A 25420-nucleotide genomic window follows, 5' to 3' on the forward strand; every position below is an offset into this window, starting at 1 on the left:
GGGGAAAATTTTTGAATTGTTCTCTGAAGTGGTCTATAGATAACTAGCGCCCTGTCCGACGAAAATTCCTGAAGTGACATGGATGGCGAGATAAAGGAGATTCCGATATGACCGCAAGTAAACCCCAGACCACCGACTTTGCCAAAGACGTTCTCGGCCGTTACATCGCCAATGGGTTGGATGAAGCCCTGAATAGCACCGATAAGAACGGACAACGGCCGGATGGCTCCCCCACCAGCGATGCCCGGCCCTTCGATGTAATAGTGGTCGGCGGCGGCAGTTTTGGGCCGGTGTTTGCGCAGCACCTCTTCTCGCAAGATAAAACGCACAGTCACCGCATCCTGGTGCTCGATGCCGGTTCGCTGGTGCTGACAGAGCATGTGCAAAACTACCCCCCAATCGGACTTGGCGTCCCCGGACCCATTGAGACCGACCCATTCGTGCCGCGCGCCGAGGTCTGGGGGCTGCCATGGCGCGCAGACCCCGCAAAGGTGCCGGGCGGATTCCCCGGATTGGCCTATTGTTTTGGGGGACGCTCCCTCTATTTTGGCGGCTGGTCTCCGCAATTGCTGGATACCGCCACCGATACGGAAATGCCGCCGGACCGGTGGCCTGCCAGCGTGGTAAGTGACCTAAATACCAGGCATTTTGCGGAAGCCGCGCAACAAATCGGCACCGACCAGACGAATGATTTTATCAGCGGTCCCATGCATTATGCGTTGCGCAAGCAATTGTTTGACGGCATCAACGGCAATCAGGTTCCCGAGGCAATCAAGCCGGCTGAACTACCTCTGCACCTGCATGTGCCGCCCGCCACATCCGCTGAACATAAGGAACAATGTAAGCTGGAAGCGCCCTTGGCGGTCCAGAGCCGCGCGGGTTCCGGGTTTTTTCCCTTCAACAAGTTCAGCACTGCACCCCTGCTGATCAAAGCTGCGCGCACGGCTTCCACCGAGTCGATGCATGCCGTGGGCTACTCAGACGATGTCAAGAAGCGATTCATGGCGGTGCCTCACTGCCGCGTAATCCGGCTAGTCACGGCGATCCAGAACGGGCTTGGGCGGGTGACCGGCGTGGAATGCGAGACTTACCTGCCGGTTTGCGGCGACGGCTCCAATGTACAAAAACAGCGTGTGACAATCCCCGTGGCAGACAGCAGCAACGTCATCATCGCGCTGGGCACCATAGAAAGCGCCCGCCTTGCCCTGCTCTCTTTCCAGGGAATCACGAATTACGGCAGGATAGGCCAGAACCTGATGGCGCACTTGCGTTCCAATCTCACCATCAGCATTCCGCGCACGTCATTGTCCAGTCTCAGCCCGGCGGTGAAAGCGCTACAGGCATCCGCCCTGTTCGTGAAAGGCAGGCACACTTTCGCCGATAGTTCGGGCAAGGGCTATTTCCACTTGCAGATTACCGCGGCGGGGCTGGACAAACTCAGCGCCGATTCCGAGGCGGAGCTTTTCAAGAAGATCCCCGATCTGGATAGCGTGCTCCCGTTGCAGGAGGTGAACGACCACACGGTGGTTATTACCATTCGCGGCATCGGCGAAACCCAGGGACAGAATCCGGGCAGCGATATCACATTGACGAGCGAAACCGATGAGGTCGGTATGCAACGCGCATTGGTCGCTTACAATCTCAGTGCAAACGACTTCGAATTATGGGACGCCATGGACAAAGCTTCCGATGACGTAGCCAAGGTATTCGCTGGCGGGCACGATTTTACCGTCTTTACGGCAACCGGTCCTCAGACCGTTGCACCAGCGGCGGACTTGAAGCAACTCGTGCCCTATAAACCGGGCCGACAAGGCGGACGCCGCGACGGCATGGGCACCACCCATCATGAAGCGGGACCGCTCTGGATGGGCGACGATCCCGATACTTCCGTCACCAATGCCAATGCCCGTTTCCACTTTGTCGACAATGCGTATGTCGCCGGGCCAGCCCTGTTTCCAACCGTCGGCTCGCCCAATCCGATGCTCACAGGGGTTGCGCTGGCGCGCCGCCTGGCGGAACAATTCACCGTTGCACCGCTTCACCCCGATGCGGGATTCACCATGCTTTTCGATGGCACAGACACGGGCAAATGGCGCATGTCGACCATCAGGAATCAGACCAATAATAATCCCGGCGGCTTGCTGCTTGTGGATGGCGCCCTGGAATCGGTGCCAGGCAACGACTTGGGCATGTTCTGGCACACCGACCCGACACCTCAGGATTTCGTGCTTAAACTTGAGTGGTTGCGCTGGCGTGAGGATGACAATTCCGGTGTGTTCATTCGCTTTCCGCACCCGGATAGCAAAAATTACAACAATACCGCCTATGTCGCGATTGATTTCGGATTCGAGATCCAGATCGACCAGCTCGCGCGTCCCGAGGGGGCGCCCATTCGCAAAACCGGCGCAATCTACGGCTTCGCTGCGCCTAATGATCCCGATAATCTTCCAGTAAAACCGGTGGGCGAATGGAATGAATTCGAAATTCATGCCCAGGGACAACACTATTCCGTGTTTCTCAATGGCATAATAATCACCGAGTATGACAACCCCGATCCAGCGCGTGGCCAGCCCAGCTCGGGAAGCATACCCAGTTTTATCGGACTGCAAACCCATACTGGACGGGTCGCGTTCCGCAAAATCCAGATTAAACCACTTTAACGAGGTTCATCTTGGCAGGAGACATGCGTGGACTACCAAGACCGATAATTTCAGCCTGCATCTGTCTTGCCTGCATCCTGAGCAGCACTGAAACCTTTTCCGGCTCAGACTCTGGAGCCCTCCCTGGGGCCGCTCCTGGAGCCCCGCAAAAAACGCTTACCATCACAGAGCAATATAATCTTCCCATCGCCGAACTCTCGGGACTCGCCATCGCGCACACCACAAGAAATAAAGGCGGCAACGGGAACGGAAGCTTGGAAACGGGCGAGGATGGCATCAACATTTATGCCGTTGGCGACGGCAGCTACGAGATCGCCCGATTTCAGATCGACGCGGCATCGGGCGCGGCCATCATCGATGCGCAGGATGTCGCGGATGTGGTACGCAAGGGTAAAGCGGATGCCTCCCAGTGGGAAGCGATCGCAACGGATGGAAGAGACACGATCTGCATGCTGAGTGAGAACCGCGGTGAAATCACGTGCCTCGACCATCGCCTGGAGCACCGACGGGGAAGCTTCACGCTGGATGTTTCAAGTATCGGCCACCTCGAGTTGGCCTGGAAGGCGCGCCCCAATTCACGCGGCGAGGGGATGATACTCATGAAAAAGGGCCACGTCCTGGTTCTCAAGGAAAAGCACCCCGCGATGCTTGTGGAATTCGGCCCGGAAGGCGACTCCCCGATAGGTTACGGCCCGGCCGCCTTCCTGCAAGATAATGAAGAATTCGCCGGATTAAAAACGGATTCCGAGGAACCGATTGTTTACCGCGCAAACCGAGCGATTTTCCCTGTTCAACGCAGACTGGTGGCGTTGAAGACATGGGAATTCTCCGAGCGCCTGCGCGAACTCGCCACGGATGCAAGCGAAATCACGCTCGGCCCGGATGGAAGCGTTTACCTGCTCTCGCAAGAAAGCGCCACCCTGATCCGGCTGCAAAAGATCCTGAAGCCAGACGAAGAAAAAGTCTCGCTGGATCGCGGCGCGTACTGGAAGCTGCCCGCTGGGCTCGAAAAAGCGGAAGGCCTGGTGATTGATGGCGGCATGCATCCCTGGATCGGTATCGACATAAAACAGACCAGCAAATTCAATCTCTTCCGGTTGTCCCCTATTGATGCCGCGCCTGAATAGCGGAGTGTCTCACGAATCATGGGGTCATTTCAGATTTAAGAATTCAACGCGATTGCGGCCTGCTATCTTTGCTCGATAAAGCGCCTTATCGGCGGCTGCGATGAGCGTGCCCACATCCTCCCCAATCCGGTCACCGCCAACCGTTACACCCAGGCTTACCGTCATGGAAATTTCCCCAGACCGGCTGTCAACAGGCTCCATGCTGATGGAATTACGAATTTGTTCGGCCAGGATCATCGCATCACTCCCCGTACAGGACGATACTGTAATGAGAAATTCCTCTCCCCCATAACGCCCGATCCGGTCATGAGGACGCAGTACAAGGCGCATGCGCCGGGCTGCCTCCTGCAATACCGTGTCGCCAGCGGGATGTCCGTAGGTATCGTTGATTCGCTTGAAGTGATCGAGGTCGGCAACCACAACACCGATGCAGGTGCTTTGGCACGCCGCCCGTTCCACCTCTTCTTCCAGATGATCCATGATTGCGGCACGGTTCCATACCCCGGTAAGGCGGTCGTGCGTGGCCTGGATATGCAGTTTCTTATGCAACGCAAGTATTCGTTCGGCCACCCGCAGCCGGGCCGCCAACTGTTCTTCATCGAACGGCTTGGTGATGAAATCATCGGCACCCGCATCCATGCCTTCGAGATAACTGCCCTTGCTGTCCAGCGAGGTCAAGAGAATGATGTATGTATATTGCAGACTGGGTTCGGCACGGATCATTTTGCACAATTGTGGACCATCGATATCCGGCATCATCCAATCAGAGATAAGCAGGGAATATTCATCCTGTTTCCAGGCTTCCCAAGCCTTCTGCCCGTTTTCCACCGCCGTTACCGTGTACCCCAGTTTCCTGAGCGTCGCGCCAAACAAAAGGCGCGAGGTGGTATCGTCTTCCGCCATTAATATCTTCATAATCAGACCCTGTCGGACGGAGGTTCGGAATGCATATCAAGCGCGGCAATTTCGACCTTTACGCGGCCAAATTCACCTTCGATCTGTTCTATTAACGCGACTGCTCCGGTCGTGTTGCCAGCTTTACCCAGCGCTTCCAGCTGCTGGGCAATATCCGCCATGCGCCGCGCACCGACGCTGCCACTCGCGCCTCTGAGAGCGTGAGCCGTCTTGCGCAGAAGCGCAGCATCACCCCTATCCAGCGAGTTTCGTAGAATGCCGATGCGCTCAGTGCCCTCGTTCAGGAACGACATGAATATCTCACGAATCAAGGAAGGTTCCGTCGCGTCTCCCAACGCGCGCAGATTTGCAATGACTTCGGCACTCAATGCGGATGAAATATGGGGAGGAGCTGAAGATATCAGGGACGAGGAAGGGTCCGGCGTATCAACGCGGACCATGTTCTCATTCTCTGCCTGGGTTGGCTGGGCGTCATTTTCCCGTTCCCGGTTTTTCCCTGGCCCCCATCGTTTTAGGGCGGCGGCAAAATCTTCCTGCTTCACCGGTTTACTGATGTAATCATCCATACCCGCGAGCAGGCAGTACTCTTGATCTCCCTGCATGACCTGCGCCGTTACCGCAATGATGGGAAGCCACGATTTTCCGCTGGGCCGGCGGCGAATCGCAGCAGTGGCTTCAAAGCCATCCATTTCCGGCATCTCGCAATCCATGAATACCATTTCGTAGGGAAACGCCTCCACCATCTGCATGGCTTCCCTGCCATTGGCGGCGACATCCACATGGCAGCCCAGATTTCTCAGCATCATCGCCCCGACAATCTGATTGGTGACGTTATCCTCCGCCAGAAGCACTCGCATGCCAGTGAATGGGGGATTTGCACTCTCGATTATCTGTTCCTCGCAAACTTCCGGAAGGGGCTGACGATCGCTGATGAGGTCTATGGAGCGGCGGCGGCAGTATGCGTCCCAGACATTTACCAGCGTCGACAATAACTCCGATTGGCGCGCCGGCTTGACCAGGTAGGCCGAAAAACCGATTTTCTTGAGCCGCTCCCTGATATCACCCTCTTGTCCCAGCGAACTTAGCATCACCAGCTGGGTGTCGTGGAGCGAAGGATCTGTTTTGATGGCGCGGCCCAGACTTTCTCCGTCCATTCCCGGCATTTGATAATCGAGGATAGCGATCTGATAGGGGTCACCGGCGGCATGCGCTCCACGCAGTGCCCGGAGCGCTTCCACACTGGATGCGGCACTTCCGATGCGCATTCTCCAGACGCGGATTTGCTCTTGCAGCACGAGACGGTTAACCGAGTTATCGTCCACAATCAGTACACGGGCACGTGCCAGTTCCACATGCGGGCTCACGGCGGCCGGTTGATTCTGCTGCAGGGGCAGGCTAAGGGTAAACCAGAACGTTGACCCCATGCCCACACGGCTCTTCGCGGCGATGGTACCCCCCATCAATTTCACTAACTGCTTGCTGATGGCCAGACCCAGGCCTGTGCCTCCATAGCGGCGCGTGGTGGAAGTATCCGCTTGCGTGAATTTATCGAAGAGGCTCTCCAATTTGTCTGCCGTGATGCCCAGCCCGCTATCCTCGACACTGATGCGGAGCTTGACCTCATCATCATCGATCGAGTCGGTTTCAACATTGATGAGAACATGACCCTTGTCAGTGAACTTGATGGCATTATTGGTCAAGTTTGTCAATATCTGACGGATACGTCCCATATCCCCGATCACATGGCGTGGCACATCCGGGGGGTAGCGCACTATCACATTCACATCATTCTTTCTCGAGGGTTGCATGGCGATCATGCCCGCCACTTCTTCAACGGCCTGAAGCAAGTCAAACGGAATGGGTGCAATCACCAGTTTACCGGCCTCGATTTTGGAGAAATCGAGAATGTCATTGATAATGGTGAGCAACGTCTCGCCGCTTGCGCGCGCCAGGCCCGCCAACTCGCGCTGCGACGCGGTTAACGAACTATTCAAAAGCAGGCCGATGGTTCCCAGCACGCCATTCATCGGCGTGCGGATCTCGTGGCTCATGTTTGCCAGGAACTCGCTCTTGGCACTGCTGGCAGCCTCGGCTGTCAGCCGCGCTTTTTGCAGCTCCATCTCGATAGTCTTCCTTGCGGTGATATCCTGACCGGAAAAGTAAAATTCCTGGGTATCCGGTGTGGTGGTGATATTCCATGAAACCCAGCGGCCAGAACCGTCCTTGCAACTCATCTGGCTTTCAAAGGAAACCGGAATGCCCGTGATGAGTTTATCCAGTTCCCGGGTAGTGCTCTCGCGGGAATCGGGGGAGACGAACTCCATGAACGGCCGGGATAGCAATTCCTCCGGTGAGAAACCCAGAACCTTTTCCCAGGCGGGGTTCAAGCGTCTGAAATGACCATCGGAGCCCGAGATGGCAAGAAAATTCAAGGACTGGTCAAAGTAGCGATCGCGTTCCGTTTGCGCGGTGATAAAAGCACGAGAAAGGCTGCCTATCTCGTCGCTGGAATCAATCTCGAATTGAGAGACATGATCCATTTCTCCGATACTCCTGGTTTCGTCTTCGAGCCGAACAAGATTTTGTACTTTTTGCCGCACAACCCGGGAAGAGAGTGCGAGCCAGGCCACGACAAGAGCGAGCGTAAGAAAGACGCTGTATACATAGAAAGTGGTGCGGTGCCGGGCGGCCGCGATCGCATTGATTGTGCGTGCATCGAACAATTCGTAGAACTCGTTCACCTGCCGCATGATTCTGGCCTTCTCGATATGGTAGTTCCCATCATGCAGGATGCGGCGGGCCAACTCGGGGTCAGGGACCCCCCGTATATCAAACTGGCCGGTTGGGTCCCGAAAGAGTCCCTTCATCGCGTGGAAAGCGCTGCGTTCCGATTGCACCAACCGGTTTGAAATATCTTCGGCCTCCGTCAGCTTGGCAAACTCTGCCGCAGTAAACCCGGACTCCTCCATCCGGGTTCGTAAGGAAATCTTCCGCCCCCCCGGACTGGGCTGGAAGCCGGGATCGCCGATTATGAGATCCCAGTAACTACGCTCATAGTGAAGGGGCTGCTCCAGTTCGCCGTTGCGGATCGCAAGTATTTGCCAATAGGAACGTTCAAACTTCGGGTCGCCGGTATCCACATAAGCTCGGGCCATCGTGGTCATATCATCCGACGACTGGCGCAGCTCGTCAGCGACGAGGAAAGAAGTGTAGCGAACACTTTGGATCTCATCGAGTTCCTGCTGCCCGAAGAAGCGAAGTACGATAAAAAACACAAGCAGAGAAAGAAGCACCCCGGTTACGAGGTAAAAGATATGACTCAGTTTCCGGATTGTCATGATTCTTCCTTCGGTATGGGTCACCGTGTGCAAACAAATTCGAAGCGAGCTGTGCTTTGCTGGTAGCGCCTCGAGCCGGGCTTTAATTCAATACTCCGATGCCCTGGATCAACGCAACTGCTGCCGGTACATGCCGTACGGTCAGGATGGAGCCATGTTCCTTACTTAAGAAATGCGCATTGCCTTTCCAGGCAGATATCGCGATAGCGGGCTGGGCGCACAATCCACATGCTACGGGCAGATATGGTAGATATGGCAGACTTGGCAGATGGTTCTCAAGCTGAACTGCTCCCTTATCCTTATGCCCTGATGCAGTCAGCAATTAAATAACAAAGGGCTATTCATGAATAGCTGTAATATTTTACAGGTGTGTTGCGGGATCCTTGATTGGCCCCGTATTGAAGACATAAACCAACTTGTTGGATAACGTTGCTGGAGTTGCGGTCGCCGCATCCGCGCTTACCCCCATGTGCCATGGGCCAGGTAAACAATCCGCAAGAATGCGTCCCGGCTCCCCTCAATCCCATCCATCCCCACTATCTACCGGCCGCCTTGCCTGCTCCGCCCCAGCCAGCGCTTCCACTCCGGATATGACATCAAACAATTCCTCGTCGATCTTGCTTTGGCGCAGGCGATAAAACATATGGTGAAGATCCGTGCTCAATTGGTCGATATTCTTTTCGGCGCGCTCCATTGCCGCCAGGCGGCTCGCATTCTCGCTTGCGAGAGACTCAGCGCAGGCGCGGAAAAGTGAGACGAACAGGTACTCTCGAACGAGCGCTTGCAGCGTTGCGGGACTACCGCCGATTACCTCCGGCAGATTCTTCGTTGGCCAGGGAAGGCTGGCAAGGTCGCGCCGCCAGGCTGCGTCCAGGGGCAGCAGGCGCTGATGGACCGGCGCATACACCGCCCCCGCTCTGGAGCTGTTATAAAAGAGATAAAGCTGCGACATTTCATTCGTGCCCTCCCTTTTCCACTGGACATCGCCGTCTACCTGTTCCGGCACCAGCATTTGAAACAGAATCTGCCCCACCAGCGGGGTGATGGCCCTGATCGAAAGCGGAACAGTGAGAAGCCCCGCCAGTGGCATGCCAGTGAGTGCCAGCCGGTCATGCACCCGCTCGCCTACCGCCCAGATCTTTTTTTTGCCCGGCAGAGCCGCCAGCGTCTGGACGGCATAATCGGCCACGACATCGTTGAATTGACCCACCAGCCCCTGATCCGAGCCAAACACCACCGCGCCTGTTATACCCACATCTTTTTTCTGCCCTGCTACCGCTGCCGCGGATCCGCTTGTGCGGAAGCAGACACTCAAACCAAGCTGTACAGCACGATAATACCCATCCAGCGCATGCACCGATTTCTCGTACTGTCCAATGCTCGCCGCCGCCAGCGCCTTCATGGTGCTAACCACTGCGCGCAGATCTCTGGCTCCTTCGATTTTCCGGCGCAGGCTCGCGGTGGTATCGCTCATGACGTTTCCTGCTCGGAATCGGCATTGGGTTCGATCTCAAACTCAGCCTCGGGTTCTGGCTCTGGCTCTGGTGCGGGCTGAAATCCGGTCAGTGCCTTGCGGGCGATTCGCAGTACCCATTCGCGATCTTCGCCACTCAGATTTGCGGCGGTTTCGATGCGTACACGTACCTCGGATGGAATATCCGCCACCGCCTCCCTTATAGCCTGCTCGGCATCCACCATGCGGTCGAGCGGCACATCGTCAAACAGCCTGGCGGTCAGCGCCAGCAGCACCGCAATCTGTTCAGGCACGGCAACCGGAGTGGATTCAAGCTGCTTGAGACAGGCACGGATGCGCCGCCCGTGTTCGATAATCTCCCGGGTATCCTCATCCAGCCTGGCACCAAAGCGGGCAAAGGTTTCCAGTTCTTCAAACTGTGCGTAATCAAGCTTCAGATCACCCGCTACCGCGCGGTAAGCACCGCGCTGAGCCTTGCCGCCAACACGCGAAACGGATTTTCCGGCATCGATGGCGGGCAGCACGCCCAATTCAAATAATGACGGAGAGAGGTAGATCTGGCCATCGGTGATGGAAATCAGGTTAGTGGGAATATAGGCGGAAATATCCTGCGCTTCCGTTTCGACAATCGGCAGCGCGGTCAACGAACCGCCACCGAGCGAGTCGCACAGATGCGTAGCACGCTCCAGCAGGCGCGAATGTATATAAAAAATGTCACCGGGATAAGCTTCGCGCCCCGGCGGCCGACGCAGCAACAGGGAGAGCTCGCGGTAGGCGCGCGCGTGGTGGGTCAAATCATCGTACACGATCAGAACATCGCGGCCCTGCTCCATGAAATATTCCGCTATGCTGGTCGCGGCATAGGGTGCGATATAGGCGAGGCCGGGAGGGTCGTCGCCTTCCGTCACCACAACCACTGTATACTCCATCGCGCCTTTTTCGCGCAGAGTGGCAACCACTCTTGCGACACCCGATGCACGCTGTCCGATAGCGCAATAAACACACAGTACATTCTGGTCTCGTTGATTGAGTATCGTGTCGAGTGCGATGGCGGTCTTGCCTGTCTGCCGGTCGCCCAGAATCAACTCGCGCTGACCGCGGCCCACAGGGATAAGCGCATCGATAACCTTGATGCCGGTTTGCAGGGGCGCCGTGACGGGTGCGCGGTCCATGATGTGCGGGGCGGTGCGTTCGATCGGCAGGCGCCGGGTGGAAATGACCGGCGCTTTGCCGTCGAGCGGACGCCCCAGTGGATCGACAACTCGTCCGATCAGCCTGTCGCTCACCGGCACATCCATGACGTGCTCTCTGCGCTCGACCTCATCGCCGGTATGCAATTGCGAGTAGTCGTCGAGCAGAATCACACCGATTTCATTTTCCTCAACATTGAATGCTATGCCGTATGAATCACCGGGAAACTTCAGCACTTCCTCGAAACCCACGCCGGGAAGGCCGGAGACTTTTGCGATACCGGAGGCGATACTCGTGATAACGCCTGTCTCGCGCAATGAAAGTTGCGGCGTCCAGGCTTGCCGTGCTTGCGCTATTTGCGCGAATGCACTGTCGAAGATACTTTGCAGATTCTTGGCGGGTATTTTCATTGGTTTAACCTAAATTCGGCAGTTGGACAGGGTGGAGTGTGCGGTTTTTGAGGTGCAGGGCAAGGCGCAACGACGCGGAATGGTCATTCCATTCCAAGGAGTTGCAACGCCGGCATGCGCCGTAAAAACCGTACAATCTACCCTGTAGCGAACTCACCAAAAAGGTGAAGGTCAAGTAATGCAAACGGTCTTTGTGGATCATAGTATTAAGCTAAAAAGCGAGTGGTCAACTGCCGGATTTAGGTTTAACCCTGAATCCTAAAGAACTCAGGTTCGGGGCTTCAATACCGTCACTTTTTCCTGCCCTTTATTTCTTTCTTTAGCGCTACGATCCGTTTCAGATTGGGCTTCAGTATCAGAGCTGGATTCGGATTCCAGCTCGCCTTCAACATGATTTTTCAGCAGTCTGCCTATCTCCTTTTCCAGCGATGCGAGATAACCCACGATACTCCATGCCACCTTATGTCCATGCGTGACGAGTTCAATGCCGCCGATCAGTTCCGGTTCGGTCGCAAACTGGACGGAAATATCCACACCCAGGCTTTCCCTGATCACGGCTGCAATCGCCTCTTGCTGCGCCGCAGGCAGATCAAATGCGCTGCGAACCAGAACGCTGGCTGCCATCGCGCCCGCTCCCGCCGTTGCCAATACCACCGGTGCCGATATGGCTGTCGAAGGCGGCAGCGTCTTGATTGTCGAAGCCAGCCGCGCCTTCTCGTCAGGACTTAACTCGCGCATGCGCCCGATAAAGGCTTCCGCGATGTGCGCCTCGAGAGTGGTATTGGCGAGATCGGCCAGCACCTTGCGGGCAATGGCGAATACTTCCATGCTTATTCGCCGCGTGAGCGTTTCGCTCAGGCTCTGGTATTCGCGTCTCAATGCCTCTTCCCGTCTGGTACGCAAGTTATCCGCATCCTCCCGCGCGGCGGCGATCAGCCGCCGGCGCTCGGTGCGCGCCTCGGCCGAAGCCTTGCTCAAAAGAGCGGCCCGCTGCTGCTCAAGCTCCTCATGCTTGTGCTGAAACGCGTTGCGCTCTTTCTCGGCTTCCGTTTTTTTCGCATCGGCATCGGCGAGTTCCGCCGCAATCCGCTGCTCTCTCGCATCAAGGGCCTTGAGGATGGGTTTATAAAAAAAGCGCTTCAACAACCACACCAGAATGAGGAAGTTGACGACTTGCGCAACAACGGTGAACCAGTCGATCAGCACGGATTATTTTCCCGCAGCCTGTGCAATAACGTGGTTCCAGAAGGGATTGGCGAAAATGAGAATCATGGAAACCACGAAACAGTAAATGGCCAGCGACTCGATGATCGCCAGGCCGACGAATAGCGTGCGGGTGATGGTCGCAGAGGCATCGGGTTGCTGCGCAAGCGATGTCAGCGCCGTGGCAACCGCCTTGCCTTCTCCCAGCGCCGGGCCTATCACGCCCAAGCTGATCGTCAGACCGGCCGCGAGAATCGATACGATTGCGATGAGGGTCATGCTGTCCATAGTTTCTCCTTATGCTTATGGGTATCTGTAACGATCAATTTGGCTCCGATTCAATATGCATAAACATCAAGACGGATTCATGAGCATAATCTTTATCATTTGATTTTCTGGCCCTTTCCCGCATCCGGTACTCCGGGTTCCGTCGCGCCATGATTGCGACGACTGGCATGATCGGCATGGTCGGAGGTGGCGGCCGCGATATAAACCGTGGCCAGAATACTGAAAATATAAGCCTGCACCATGCCCGTCACCAAGCCGAGCGCACTCATGACGATCGGAAAGATAAACGGCGTGATCGTCAGCAGGATCGCAAGAATCATCGTTCCGCTCATCATGTTGCCGAACAGGCGAATCGCCAGCGCCAGTGTGCGCGAAAACTCGCCGATGATGTTGAATGGCAGCAAGAGGGGCGCCGGTTTGAGATAGGAACTCAGGTAGCCGCCCAGTCCCTGCTCCTTTATGCCATATATCGGCACTGCGATAAAAACACAGATCGCCAGCGCCGTGGTGGTCGAGAGCGAACCGGTGGGCGGCTCATAGCCGGGAATAACGGTAAAGAGACTTGCCACCGCGATAAACACAAACAGCGTGCCAAGAAAACCGAAGTATGTCAGCGGCTGGCGCAAGCCCACTTCTTTAATCTGGTTGCGGATGGCGATAACGACGACTTCCAGCAGATTCTGCCAGCGGGAACGTTCCAGTCCGATGGAGAGCTTGCGGGTAATGGCTTTTGAACCCACCGCCAGCACAAACATCAATACCCAGGTATAAACAATCGTGGCATTCAGCTTCAGGAAGCCGTATTCCCAGAAGACGATATGGTCGGGACTAAGGTGCATGGCTGGCCTCCCCCACTGGCTTTCCTGCTGGCGATTCAATGGGTAATCCACTAGGCGAAAGCGCGGATAAAGGAACCGGAAGAAGCCGCGTCGCGGCCCGCCGCGCGATGATGAATCCGAGCAGGCCCGCAAGCAGCATTTTCCAGCCCTCCCCCGGCAGGCCCAGCAGAAAATAGAAACCCGTCATGACGATGCCTATCCGCAGCAGCATGCTGCCCATGAACCAGAGGCCCGCCCGATTGGATGAAATGCCGTGGCGCACTGTCCACCACAGGCCGCCGAAGAAAATCGCCCCCAGAAGAATACCCGTTACCACCGCTAACGCCAGACTCCATAATTCACTCATCGCAATTTCTCCTTTCCGGGTTCCTCCCGCTCCTCATGGGTTTCCTTATCTTCCTTGTCTACCCAATACCAGGCATTCACACAGCCAATGATCAGACCGATAAACAACAGCATCAGCGTCCAGGAATGTTTCATGGGGACGTGTTGATCCAGCCAGACACCCAACGCCGCGCCAGCCAGCGTCGGCACCACCACCGACCAACCCACCAGCCCTATCATGCCCAACCCCGACCAGACCGTCTGGGTACCCCGGCGCCGCGCCTTGAGCTTGCGCGCCGCCCTGGCGCCCACCTGCCGGCTTAATTCCGGCTCGCTCCCGGCTGTGATGGCTGTCTTTCCAGCTTCTTTCCCCCTCGCTTTTTCTCCTGATTCCTTACTCATGATGAAATTCCGCGAAGCGGCGGATAAAACCGCTTTCCATTTTCGCCACTACCCGTCGCAAACTCAGCTCCTGCTCATCAAGATTCAGGAACTCATTTTTCACGGTCTCGCGCAAAGTGGCGAGATCGGCTCCTTCTACGGCATTTCGCACCGAAACCAGTACCTCCCCACCCGTTTTTATCAGGATGCCTTCATCGACCGCAGCGTAGATTTCACCCTCTTCTTCTGTCCCGAATATCAGAATTCCCGGTACCAGCGCCGCCACGCAGTCGAGCCGGTTGGGCAGGAGTCCGAACGACCCCTCACCCGTCTCGGCGACAATGCGGGTTATGCCGGTCCTGTCGGTGAAAACCCTGTAGGGCAGAAGAATTTTAAGGTTCATGTGGATTCATGCATAATGCTTACCTCGGAATCCGGCTTTGGACCCGGATTCAAACCGGGCTGCGGCTTTACCCGCACCTTTGTAATTTTCACCTCATCAACCGTCCCGATCATATATAGCGCCCGCTCCGGAACATCCTTGAACTCATCCTGGAGAATGCGTTCGCAGCCATCCAGTGCATCCTTGAGACTGACGAGCTTTCCCTTGATGCCGGTAAACTGCTCCGTAGTAAAAAAAGGCTGGGTAAAGAAACGCTCCAGCCGCCGCGCGCGAGCCACCACATTACGGTCTTCCGGAGACAGTTGTTCCAGTCCGAGCATGGCGATGATGTCCTTGAGTTCCGCATATTGCGCGAGCGTGCGCCGGATCTCCTGCGCGATCCGGTAATGCCGCTCGCCGGTAACACCCGGTGTCGCCATTTTGGAATTGGATTGCAACGGATCGATAGCCGGATACAACCCCTCGCTGGCGCGTTTGCGCGAAAGTACGATGGATGCGGAAAGGTGGGAAAAAGCGTGGACAGCCGCAGGATCGGTGAAATCGTCCGCCGGAACATACACCGCCTGAATCGACGTGATCGCACCGGTATCGGTATTGGCAATACGTTCTTCCAGCTGTGCCAGTTCCGTGCTCATCGTCGGCTGATACCCCAGGCGCGACGGCATCTGGCCCATCAGTCCGGACACCTCCATGCCCGCCTGGATGAAACGGAAAATATTGTCCACCAGCAGTAATACATCACGATGCTCGTCATCGCGAAAATACTCGGCCATGGTCAGCGCCGCATGACCTACACGAAACCTCGCGCCGGGAGGCTCATTCATCTGGCCGAAGACCATCACCATGTTTTCCAGCACCCCTGCCGCTTTCATGTCGCGATAGAGTTCCTCCCCTTCGCGGCAGCGTTCGCCTATGCCACAAAAAATGCTGACTCCCTCATGCTGCCCGGCCACATTGTGGATCATTTCGGTAAGCAATATCGTCTTGCCCACGCCCGCGCCACCAAGTAGGCCCGCTTTTCCCCCCCGCTCCAGGGGCATCAGCACATCAATGATCTTGATGCCCGTCTCAAAAATCTCGGATTTGGTGGAGCGCCGCGCCAACGGGGGTGACGAATGATGGACGCTACGCCATTCTACGTTTATGGGCGCCGGCTGCCGGTCGATAGGGTTGCCGAAAACGTCGAATACACGCGAGAGGGTGGCGTTACCTACCGGCACCATCAGCGGCCCGTGTGTATCCGTAACCGGCATGCCCCGTGCAAGACCCTGCGTGGGTGTCAGCGCGATCCCCCGCACGTTATGCCCGTCGAGCTGGGACAACACCTCGATAACTATTTTCCCTTGCTGCCCGGTGCGCAATAATGAATGGATAGGCGGCACGCGATTTTCAAATCGTATGTCCACGATGCCTCCGCGCACGGAAACAACGGAACCGAGTTCTGAAAAAGCAGCAGTCGCAGTATTCATATGTCCCCGGCAGTCAAGGCGATGATATAACTACGCAATAATTTATGTATAGCATGCTTAATACGATAGTTATAGTTTCGCAGGGTTAGCACAGCGTAACCCAACGAAAAGCTGCGATGAAATTCTGTCCTGTTCCAAACACGATGGCCGAAATTTTTTATTCGCTGTATTCTTATATCTTCCCCATCAACGAGAACGAAAAATGGGCATCTATGCGGTAACGGCGGTGGGAGCGGGTGCAGCCTTGGGGGCATGGCTGCGTTGGTGGTTTGGCATCATCCTGAATCCAGTATTTCCCACCCTTCCTTTCGGCACTCTGGCTGCCAATTTAACCGGCGGTTATCTCGTCGGCATGGCGGTCGAATATTTTCATCACAACACGATGCTGCCACCCGAAGCACGGCTGTTCGCCATCACCGGATTTCTTGGCGGATTGACCACTTTTTCCACTTTTTCCGCTGAAACGGTTACGCTGTTGTTGCGCGAGCAATATGGCTGGGCTTGCATTATCATTTTTTTACATCTGGCAGGTTCCATTGCCATGACGATACTGGGTATAGTGACGATCAAATGGCTGGCGCAGTCCTAGCAGCCTGTCGGACTTGAAGAATCGAAGCGAAAAAATGGTTGGGCGAGGACAGATTTTGACGATTTTTCAGGCCAATAGTTGTTCTATTGGTCAAAAAAGCGGCGAAATATGGACCGGCCAGATCAATAAGAAAAAATAATGAGGGAGTAAACAGGAGTAAATGGGAGACCAACATGCAAGGCATATTTCTCAAATTCTTTGTGGGCGAATACCGTGAGCACGGCGGCATACTCTTATACGAGTGGCTGCTGGAGCGCGCAAAAAAATGCGGCTTTCGCGGTGGCACGGCCATACGCGCGATAGCCGGATTCGGCCGGCACGGCATACTGCACGAGGAAACATTTCTTGAGCTTGCGGCGGATCTTCCGGTAGAAGTGAGTTTTGTCCTGAACGAAGAGGAAGCCAAGCGCTTTCTGGAGTTATTGCAGGCAGAAAACCTGGACCTGTTTTATGTCAAATTCCCCGTCGAGTATGGATTTTTGCCGGCGTGACGGCAGATTACTTTCATTCGTCTCAATTCCATACCACTGCCAACAGACCGGGTTGGCACAGCCCAATCCGCAATTTAGCCAGAATTTAGCCGATCACCCCATCCGCTGAGTCCAGCGTTAGTCTAATCCCGGAATACGCCCTAGCGCGCTACCACGTTGAAAGCAGACTATCCCGCAATACCTGTAAGATCTTACAGCTATCCGGGAATGCCGTTTAATTATCTAATCGTGGTGACACAACAACCAGAATAAGGCTCCTCCCATGCAAAATGATGAATTGCGGCCATTATCCATGTCCCGCCGTGAGTTTCTGAAAACAACGGCCGCCGCCGCTACCGTCGTGGGCGCGACCACCCTTCCATTTGGCAATCTCCATGCGCAAGCACCTGCAAAGTACCGGCGCCTGAACATTTCAAGTCCCGAGGCGAAACGATCCATCGAGAGCTACAAAAAGGCGATCCGCGCGATGCTTGCGCTGCCGCCTTCGGATCCGCGTAATTGGTATCGCCTCGCCCTGACCCACACAATGGACTGCCCGCATGGCAATTGGTGGTTCCTGGTATGGCATCGCGGCTATATCGGCTGGTTCGAGCAGATTTGCCGGGAACTCAGCGGCGACCCGACCTTCGCACTGCCCTACTGGGATTGGAGCGAGAATACGGACCCGCGAAATCCATTCCGGCCAAGCGTCCCCGCCGTCATGTTCGATGACGTGCTTACACCCACCGATCCTGCTTATATCGCGCACTTCGATGAATTCCACGCCCGCTACTGGGATGTCATGGCGAAGGCGGATTATTGGAAGCGCATCTACAAACCCAATGGTGAATTTGACGATGGAACACAATATGGCCAGCTCCTCGCTCGCGGCATCCGCACGCCCGATGACCTCTGGTTCGACATCATCAATGATCCGAGAGGCGCCTTCTTTTTTGATCGGGCCCATGCGCGCGGCGTGACAAAAGCGAAGCCGCAGCTCGATGGCAAAACGGCAAAGGCCGTTTCCCTGCAAACCCTGCTGGATGCACTCGCGCCACGCGATTTCCTCACGTTTGCCAGCCCCAAAACAATAGGCCACAGCGGGTTGACCGGCTTCGGCGTTCTAGAGGGGCAGCCGCACAACAGAGTACATAATTGTGTGGGCGGCATCTTTACCGATCCCGGCGGCAACACCACTAACAGCGGCGGATTCATGCAAGCCAACCTGTCGCCCGTCGATCCCCTCTTTTTCCTGCATCACTCGAATATCGACCGGTTGTGGGACGTATGGACCCGTAAGCAACAGGCGCGCGGATATCCTGTTCTGCCGGAAGGTTCGGATCTTGACACGTGGTCTGCGGAGCCTTTCGTGTTCTTTGTCGATTCGAAGGGACGGCCGGTAAGCAAAACGACTGCCGGCAACTACGCCACGATCGGCGATTTCAATTACGATTATCAGCCGGGATCGGGTGAACAAGTGGTGCCGATGGCCCTGGCCGCCGGAGCGCTCAAGGCAAAGGCTACCCGGATTGAGCGTTTCAGCGCACAAATTACCCGCCCGCCAGCAAGCACAACCGGGACAGCGAGCGGCGCCGTGACGATTCCGCACGCGCTGCTCCAGGCGACAACGGAACCGGAGGCACCGAGGCTTTTCGCACAGGTAACGATCGCTCTTCCTCCGCTGGCGCATGGCCGCGATTTCACCGTTCTGGTCAATGCACCGGCCGGCGCGACTGGGGCAGACCCTTCAAGTCCGCACTATGCGGGCACGCTCTCGATGTTCGGTCATCACATTGTGCACGCACCCGTCACCTTCACCATACCATTATCGGGTGCGCTCGCCGCGATGCATGAAGGTAAACTCCTGAAAGCAGATGCGCCGCTGGATATCCGGATCGTGCCGGAGCAGATGGCCATGCACCGGGCGCTGGCGGCGAAGCCCGGCATGGAAACAAAGGCCGAAGTCCTTTCCATCGTGGTGGAAGCGCATTGACCGGGAGAATCATGTACCGACAGTGGTCTGGCCTTGCATCAATCATTATTGTATTGGCATTTTCCGCCGTATGCGTAAGCTGCACGAAGGCTGAAGGTGATTCCCAGCAGGGGGTGATCGAGCTGGCGCTGACTCGTCCCGCGACTCCTCAGGAGGCGGTATGGGTGCAGGTCCGTGCGGGCAAGCTTCCGCGGGGAACGGAGATCCGTGTCAGCACACGCAAAGGAATATTGCTCGGTACCGTCTCGCCTTTCGGTGCGCAGCCGGGGCAAGAGGCCGTCACACACACCATTCCCCTTCCCCAAAGCGTCATTGTAAATAACCGCGTGCAATTGCGCCTTACGGTCGATGCACCCGGCACGCCCGCTCGCTCGCCGCAACCGGGCGAGGTAGAAAGCATCAATCTGATTTATGTGCCGATCAGCTTCTAGTCCGAAAAAGTGTCGCAGAGATCCGCGATGCTTTTTGTGAGCCCGCCATTGATCCAGTATGAGGATTCGTGCCTTTAAGCCTGAATCCGGTAGTTGGACGAGGTGAAGTATGCGGTTTTTGGAGCGCGGGACAAGGCGCGACGACGCGGAATGGCCGTCCCATTCCAAGAAGTTGCAACGCAGCTATGTGCCGCAAGAACTGTGCAATTCACCCTGTAGAGGCCTCACCCGAGAGATGAAAGTCGAATAATATGAAATATTCTTATTAATCATTAAATTACTAATCTATTAAATGAGCGATCAACTACCCGATTCAGGTTTAATTCGTACCCCGCTCCGCGCCCTTGCGCTGTCCGCATTCGCATTGTGCGCCTTGGCATCCCTGGTGAATGCCCAACCGGAAGATCGATTAGAGAATAATCGTGTGGTGGAAAATCCACCGTTGCTGGAGATCATCCGCCCGGCCAGACCGCGGGAAGAAGCGCGCATGGCCGCACCCGAGGGCGTACCCGCACCGGCGGCCGAAGCGGCGTTGGACCTGAACGTCACCTATACCAACGGCAAGATCTGGAATCCGGCTGAACAGCGCTACGACGCGGTGAAATTGCGAAGCTATCAGGGCAAAGGGGTCAACCCTGACGCTCCCTACGTGTCGCCCACCATCTCCATCCTGCCCGGTGAGACGATCCGCATGACGTTGCATAATCAGCTTCCCCCGGACCCAAGCTGCATCAAGGAGGGTAAGGATGTCAACATACCCCACTGCTTCAACGGCACAAACCTGCATACGCACGGCCTATGGGTAAATCCGGCAGGCAATGGCGACAATGTGCTCATCTCCATCAACCCCGGCGTCAGCTTCCAGTATGAATACAAGGTACCGTCCGATCATCCGGCGGGCACATTCTGGTATCACACGCATCGCCATGGTTCCACCGCATTGCAAGTGGCCAGCGGCATGGCCGGAGCACTCATTATCCGCGGCACGCGCTACCCCTCGCAGGAGTCGAACGGTGATATTGACACCTTGTTGGCACCCACTACCACCCAGCCTTTCACCGAGCGCTTGCTGGTCATGCAGCAGATCCAGTACGCTTGCCGCGACGCGCAGGGTAAGATCAAGACAAACGCGAACGGCAGCTACAAATGCGATCCGGGCGATGTCGGCGGTATCGAAGGATACGATCAGTTCGGCCCCGGCACGTGGCCCGCTTCGGGCCGCTACACCAGTATCAATGGCCAGGTTCTTCCCACCTTCGGCGGCGCCAGAGCGGGGCAGATCGAACGCTGGCGTGTAATCCATGGCGGCGTTCGCGACACCATCAACCTACAGTTCCGCAAGCTGAAGGAAGGCGGCCGTAGCCCCGCCCTGTTAACGGCGGCCCAGCATAATGCCTATGTGCAAGAGAACTGTACCGGTCCGGCGCTGCCGCAACACCTGATCGCGGCGGATGGGCTGACTACAAAGGCCGTGATCAAGACCAATGTCGCTGTCTATCAGCCCGCCTATCGCTGGGATACATTGATGGTTTTTCCTCAAGCGGGCGTTTACTGCGTGATTGACGATGCGGCTCCACCATCCGCGAGCGTGGAACAGGCCCCGCCGTCACGCCAGTTGCTGGGCCTCGTCACCGTCGATCCAGGCCACCCGGTTCCTCGCGACATCACCGCCTATTTGACCCGGGAGCTCATCGCCGCGGCCAAGGTCAACATGCCCGATTCCATCCAGTCGAGGGTGGCAAGCGACCTGCGCGATGGCTTGAAGCTTACCAAGTTCGTGCCGCATGCCGACATCAAGGATAGCGAGGTTACCGGCACCCAGGAGCTCCGGTTCAATATAGACGTCAACAAGAGTCCGGCGGAATTCCAGGTGAATGGCAAGCCCTATGATCCGGGCAGAATCGACCGGGTGCTTACACTGGGCGGCGTGGACGAGTGGACGTTGAAGTCCGATTTCGTCAGCCATCCCTTCCACATACATGTCAATCCTTTCCAGATCGTCAAGATTCTGGACCCCAACGGGAAGGACGTCAGCACTGCCGACGCCGTGGATTCGATTGACGCACCCGACCCGCAATACCGCGCACTGAAGGGCGTATGGAAAGATACGCTATGGGTGAAAAACCTGGTGCCCCCTGGCAAGCCGCCCGGCCAATACACGCTGGTCGTGCGCACCCGTTATCAACGCTATATCGGTGACTTCGTGCTGCACTGCCACATCCTGGACCATGAAGACCAGGGGATGATGCAAAACGTCCGCATTGCCCTGCCGGATGGCGGTGGAAGCGAGAGTCACGGCCACCACTAAAAGTACCACGTCCAGGGCGAAGTTATTGTAGGTCGGATTAGCGCAGCGTAATCCGACGCAATAATATGCCGAATACATTGACTGCGATCATGTATCCACACGGGATTCCATCGCGATTTTGCTCCTGCCTCCCGGAACCAGTTCGCCTTTTCCATGAAATTATTCGTACGCACTGCAGTTTTGCCAGGTACGTCACCCCAACTCCGTAAGAATCCCCGGCATAATGGGTTTTTACCGCCATCCATGCTATAAATAATTACGACGCATAACCAGCAGCCGGTGCATCACTCGCGCATGCGGCCGGCCGAAAAAACCTTGCATATGGCGGAACAACAAGACGACAAATCCAAACTGCCGCTGACGGGGATCTTCGCGTTGATGGCGATCGTCAGCAGTTTCCTCATCTACGAGGGGATATCGCTCAAAACTTCCCGACCCGTCGACAAGGAAATAGCAAGCAAAGGATCTCTGGAAAAGGGCTTGGTGCAGGCACGCCTGTGGCAGGACCCATTCGAAGCGGTGGAAACACATCGGCTCCAGGAGGCGAAACAGCCAAAACAGCCAGGGTTAACCGACGACCCGCACACACTGAATAACCTGATCAAGGTCATCGGGGAATCCAGCATTCGATCCGGTCTTCGTATCGTGCCGGTATTCGTGGACGGCAGCCCTTATGTCAATGGCGTCGAATCCCGGCTCAGGGACCGTTACGCCATGGTATCGGCTTTGGGCGCGGCGGGTTATGTGCCCGAATCGGGTGAGCACATCCGCATATTCAGGTGGGATCAGGCAAAAGCGCTGGAGACCGATGCTTCGTCCCTGCTGATCCCGGTCGAGCTGTTTATCCCGAAGGCAAAACTCCGGGACCAGGAATATGGCAAACACGTTTTGGTCGTATGGCTCAAAGACCAGGATTTCGGACGACTGGATAAACTGCTGGCGCATCTTGATGAAACGCTCGGTAAAAGCCTGCCGCAAATAGAACCCGTATATAGCGTACTGGGACCGCGAAGCTCCGCTACCCTGAGCGCCATGCTGAAAGAGTTGCGCAATATGCAATCCAGTCTTCTCGCAAATCCCCTTTTCGGCACATTAAAGCATCTCAAATTCTATTCCCCCTGGGCAACCGCGGAGGATACCTTTCTGCTGGACTATCCGCCCATGCAGCCTGGCTCATCGGGTCTGCACAGCGACGGCCCGGAGGCAAAGAGGACCGTTGAAGAGCTATTCAAGTACCCGAGAATCGAGTTTATCAGGACGATCAAGACGGATGCCATGCTGGCGGAGCACCTTCTACAGGAATTGAAGCGCCGCCGGGTGGATTTGAAACCTTGCCCGGACAAGGATTGCAACCCGAAAGTCGCGTTGATTTCGGAATGGGATACGCTTTATGGCCGCTCGCTTCCACGCACCTTTGCGGCGGTGGCGATGAATAACGGTTCCGGCAAAGCCGGCCCGGCGCTGGAATCCGAAATCAATAAATTGCGCAGAGACGAATGGCCCGGCTGGATAACCCCGCATTCATACCTTGCAGGACTTGACGGCGAATTACCGGCGAAAGAGGACGACCAGAAAAAAGAGGGCGCTCAGTCCAAGGTAAAGGCATGGTACGAAGGCTCCTCTCAGGATGTTGAGCAGAATGCCGGACAGCGCCCCGAAGGCCGCGGTCAACTGGATTATCTCCTCAGACTGGCGGCGGCTTTGAAACAGGAGGAAGCGAGGAGCGGAGAGGAATTCAAGGCAATCGGCGTGCTGGGCAGCGATGTCTATGACAAGCTCCTGATTCTGCAGGCACTGCGCCAGACATTCCCCCGCGCCATCTTTTTTACTACCGATCTTAACGCCAGACTGGCCTACCCTCCTCAGTGGCAGTTCACACGTAATCTCATCGTTGCTTCGCACTTTGGGCTGGAACTCCAGCCAGCACTGCAAACACCCATCCCCCCATTCCGCGATAATTACCAGACATCGCTGTTCTATGCGGCCCTATGGGCCTTGGAGCATTTTTCAGCAAGGGCGGATTGTCCGGACTGTTTCCAGTTGAGCGTGGGCAAGGGCAAAGAACCGCAGCCGGCGATATTTTCCGGGAATGTAGCACCACGATTATATGAAATCGGGCGGCACGGCGCCTTTGATATCAGCACCGATATCCAAACAAACATTGGTCCTCAGGCTTCGGATTACGCAAGCATCCACGCGCAGCGTCCGGATCTGGAAACTTATTCCGGCACATGGCGAAACCTGAAACAGATGGGCGGGATGGCACTCGCGGCGGTTGTACTTGTCCTCACCGCCATGCTGATCAGCAGCGCGGTGGCAGATGCCTGCCTCAGGCTTGCCTCGAACAAATGGTTCTGGCTGGGCCTCGCCATGGCGGGCGCGGCGGGTTACGGCGTGGCGGCACTGATGACCTGGATGGTGCCGAATCCAGCGGAGAACGAGCCGTTCACCCTGACTGAAGGAATCAGCGCATGGCCGGCGGCGTCAATTCGCCTGCTCGCATTGGTGATGAGCGCGATCTTTCTCTGGTATTCCTGGCGAAAGATGAAAGACAACGAGAGCATTCTGGCGCGTGATTTTAATCTTACAGACGAAGATGGCGCGCCCGTGGATAAACTGGATCGTGATTCTCCCGCCTTATCCACGTGGTCGCTTCGCCGTAGCGTGGGAATACACACCTGGCGGCCGCAAACGGCGGATCAGGTCAATGCCGCGCGCCTTTGGCGGGAATACGCCGTACTTGGGGAACTGGGAAACTTTGCCATGCGGGGCGTGCCGCAAGTGGCGCTTGCGTTGCTTTTCGCATTTCTGATGATGGTTCTTTTCGGTTTCCCCAACACACCCTGCCGCGGCCAGGGCTGCTTTACAATTAATGAAAATATCATAATCTTGAGCGTGATCATGATGTTGATCCTGATATTCTATGTGATAGATGCCACGCGACTCTGCCGCAGATGGGTGGAATGTGTCGCCATCAAGAAAATCCAGTGGTCCGATGGCTCGCTTACAAAAATAGCCAAAGAGCGGGGACGAGGCAATAGTACGGGCACAAACATGGATAAAGACAATCTGGATGAGTGGCTCGGCATTGAATTGGTCGCCGAACGAACAACGGTCATCGGTAATTTTATCTATTTTCCTTTTGTCATCATGTTGCTTCTGGCAATCGCCCGCCACAATTACTTCGATAATTGGGGATTTCCAGCCGCGCTCGTCATTATCTTCGCCCTCAATGCGATCCTCGTTGTCGTCAATGCGATGGCATTGCGGCGTTCCGCCGAAATGACCAAACGGGAAGCTATAAAGCGGCTGGAAAAGAAGCTTCTTGAACTGCCGGATCAAACAACGTATGGGGAGTCGCAAAAGCACGAGATCGAGTGGACACTTGGGGCGATCAGGAACAATCAAAGAGGCGCCTTCCTGCCATTCACCCAGCACCCGGTATTCGGTGCTGCGATCGCGCTGCCATCCGGGGGATATGGCCTCGTACTCTTGTTTGAGTATCTGGCGACGGCATTCTGAGGAACCTCAACCTATGCGGATAAGAATGGTACTTCCTTGCATTAAATCGGGTTGTAACCTATGTTGCATAATAAGTGGTTGCCCA

Annotated in this window: 19 protein-coding genes; 8 read left to right on the forward strand and 11 right to left on the reverse strand. The window is 56.0% G+C overall.

Going from position 1 to position 25420, the window contains the following annotated elements:
• Positions 1-107 precede the first annotated feature (107 nt).
• Both BLO43_RS02770 and BLO43_RS02775 read left to right on the forward strand, forming a co-directional pair.
• Positions 108-2660, forward strand: a complete 2553-nt coding sequence (locus tag BLO43_RS02770; protein ID WP_090905676.1) for a 3-keto-alpha-glucoside-1,2-lyase-like domain-containing protein — start codon at positions 108-110, stop codon at positions 2658-2660.
• A gap of 23 nt (positions 2661-2683) precedes the next feature.
• Positions 2684-3787: a hypothetical protein gene (locus BLO43_RS02775; RefSeq protein WP_090905677.1), complete on the forward strand. Its 1104-nt coding sequence runs from the start codon at positions 2684-2686 to the stop codon at positions 3785-3787.
• Positions 3788-3811: 24 nt separating this feature from the next.
• Here the strand turns inward: BLO43_RS02775 and BLO43_RS02780 are convergent, their stop codons facing one another.
• From BLO43_RS02780 to atpD, 11 genes are all read right to left on the reverse strand, one after another.
• Entirely contained in the window at positions 3812-4702 is an 891-nt protein-coding gene (locus tag BLO43_RS02780; RefSeq protein ID WP_090905678.1) for a GGDEF domain-containing response regulator, read from the reverse strand.
• 2 nt (positions 4703-4704) lie between these two features.
• Complete coding sequence (locus BLO43_RS02785) at positions 4705-8040, reverse strand: hybrid sensor histidine kinase/response regulator (RefSeq protein WP_090905679.1); 3336 nt, start codon at positions 8038-8040, stop codon at positions 4705-4707.
• A 517-nt stretch (positions 8041-8557) separates the two neighbouring features.
• Positions 8558-9514, reverse strand: coding sequence for a F0F1 ATP synthase subunit gamma (locus BLO43_RS02790; protein ID WP_090905680.1), 957 nt, complete (start codon positions 9512-9514; stop codon positions 8558-8560).
• Positions 9511-11115: an alternate F1F0 ATPase, F1 subunit alpha gene (locus BLO43_RS02795; protein ID WP_090905681.1), complete on the reverse strand. Its 1605-nt coding sequence runs from the start codon at positions 11113-11115 to the stop codon at positions 9511-9513. Before BLO43_RS02795 ends, BLO43_RS02790 begins: the two co-directional genes overlap by 4 nt.
• Before the next feature lie 267 nt (positions 11116-11382).
• Positions 11383-12321 carry a F0F1 ATP synthase subunit delta gene (locus BLO43_RS02800; RefSeq protein ID WP_090905682.1) on the reverse strand — a complete coding sequence of 313 codons (939 nt, stop codon included), beginning with the start codon at positions 12319-12321 and terminating at the stop codon, positions 11383-11385.
• A 3-nt stretch (positions 12322-12324) separates the two neighbouring features.
• Positions 12325-12606 carry a F0F1 ATP synthase subunit C gene (locus tag BLO43_RS02805; protein WP_041514322.1) on the reverse strand — a complete coding sequence of 94 codons (282 nt, stop codon included), beginning with the start codon at positions 12604-12606 and terminating at the stop codon, positions 12325-12327.
• 95 nt (positions 12607-12701) lie between these two features.
• Positions 12702-13445 carry a F0F1 ATP synthase subunit A gene (locus BLO43_RS02810; protein WP_090905683.1) on the reverse strand — a complete coding sequence of 248 codons (744 nt, stop codon included), beginning with the start codon at positions 13443-13445 and terminating at the stop codon, positions 12702-12704.
• A complete protein-coding gene (locus BLO43_RS02815) occupies positions 13435-13791 on the reverse strand; it encodes an ATP synthase subunit I (protein WP_090905684.1) in 357 nt (118 codons plus the stop codon). The genes BLO43_RS02810 and BLO43_RS02815 overlap by 11 nt, the downstream gene beginning before the upstream one ends.
• Positions 13788-14171 carry an AtpZ/AtpI family protein gene (locus tag BLO43_RS02820; protein WP_090905685.1) on the reverse strand — a complete coding sequence of 128 codons (384 nt, stop codon included), beginning with the start codon at positions 14169-14171 and terminating at the stop codon, positions 13788-13790. The genes BLO43_RS02815 and BLO43_RS02820 overlap by 4 nt, the downstream gene beginning before the upstream one ends.
• Positions 14164-14553 carry a F0F1 ATP synthase subunit epsilon gene (locus BLO43_RS02825; protein ID WP_090905686.1) on the reverse strand — a complete coding sequence of 130 codons (390 nt, stop codon included), beginning with the start codon at positions 14551-14553 and terminating at the stop codon, positions 14164-14166. Before BLO43_RS02825 ends, BLO43_RS02820 begins: the two co-directional genes overlap by 8 nt.
• Positions 14550-16022, reverse strand: coding sequence for a F0F1 ATP synthase subunit beta (atpD, locus tag BLO43_RS02830; protein ID WP_090905687.1), 1473 nt, complete (start codon positions 16020-16022; stop codon positions 14550-14552). The genes BLO43_RS02825 and atpD overlap by 4 nt, the downstream gene beginning before the upstream one ends.
• Before the next feature lie 202 nt (positions 16023-16224).
• Here atpD and crcB point away from each other — a divergent pair, with 202 nt between their 5' ends.
• From crcB to BLO43_RS02860, 6 genes are all read left to right on the forward strand, one after another.
• A complete protein-coding gene (crcB, locus tag BLO43_RS02835) occupies positions 16225-16611 on the forward strand; it encodes a fluoride efflux transporter CrcB (protein ID WP_090905688.1) in 387 nt (128 codons plus the stop codon).
• A gap of 173 nt (positions 16612-16784) precedes the next feature.
• On the forward strand, positions 16785-17102 hold the full coding sequence (locus BLO43_RS02840; protein WP_074632531.1) for a DUF190 domain-containing protein: 318 nt from the start codon (positions 16785-16787) through the stop codon (positions 17100-17102).
• Positions 17103-17364: 262 nt separating this feature from the next.
• A complete protein-coding gene (locus tag BLO43_RS02845; RefSeq protein WP_090905689.1) occupies positions 17365-19074 on the forward strand; it encodes a tyrosinase family protein in 1710 nt (569 codons plus the stop codon).
• Between the two features lie 11 nt (positions 19075-19085).
• Positions 19086-19505 (forward strand): hypothetical protein, encoded by a 420-nt coding sequence (locus BLO43_RS02850; protein ID WP_090905690.1) that lies wholly within the window; start codon positions 19086-19088, stop codon positions 19503-19505.
• A gap of 292 nt (positions 19506-19797) precedes the next feature.
• Positions 19798-21813 (forward strand): multicopper oxidase family protein, encoded by a 2016-nt coding sequence (locus tag BLO43_RS02855; protein ID WP_254773290.1) that lies wholly within the window; start codon positions 19798-19800, stop codon positions 21811-21813.
• 294 nt (positions 21814-22107) lie between these two features.
• Positions 22108-25335 (forward strand): hypothetical protein, encoded by a 3228-nt coding sequence (locus tag BLO43_RS02860; protein ID WP_254773291.1) that lies wholly within the window; start codon positions 22108-22110, stop codon positions 25333-25335.
• The last annotated feature ends 85 nt before the right edge of the window (positions 25336-25420 follow it).

Source organism: Nitrosospira sp. Nsp13, assembly GCF_900101945.1.
In the GTDB taxonomy this organism is placed as follows: domain Bacteria; phylum Pseudomonadota; class Gammaproteobacteria; order Burkholderiales; family Nitrosomonadaceae; genus Nitrosospira; species Nitrosospira multiformis_D.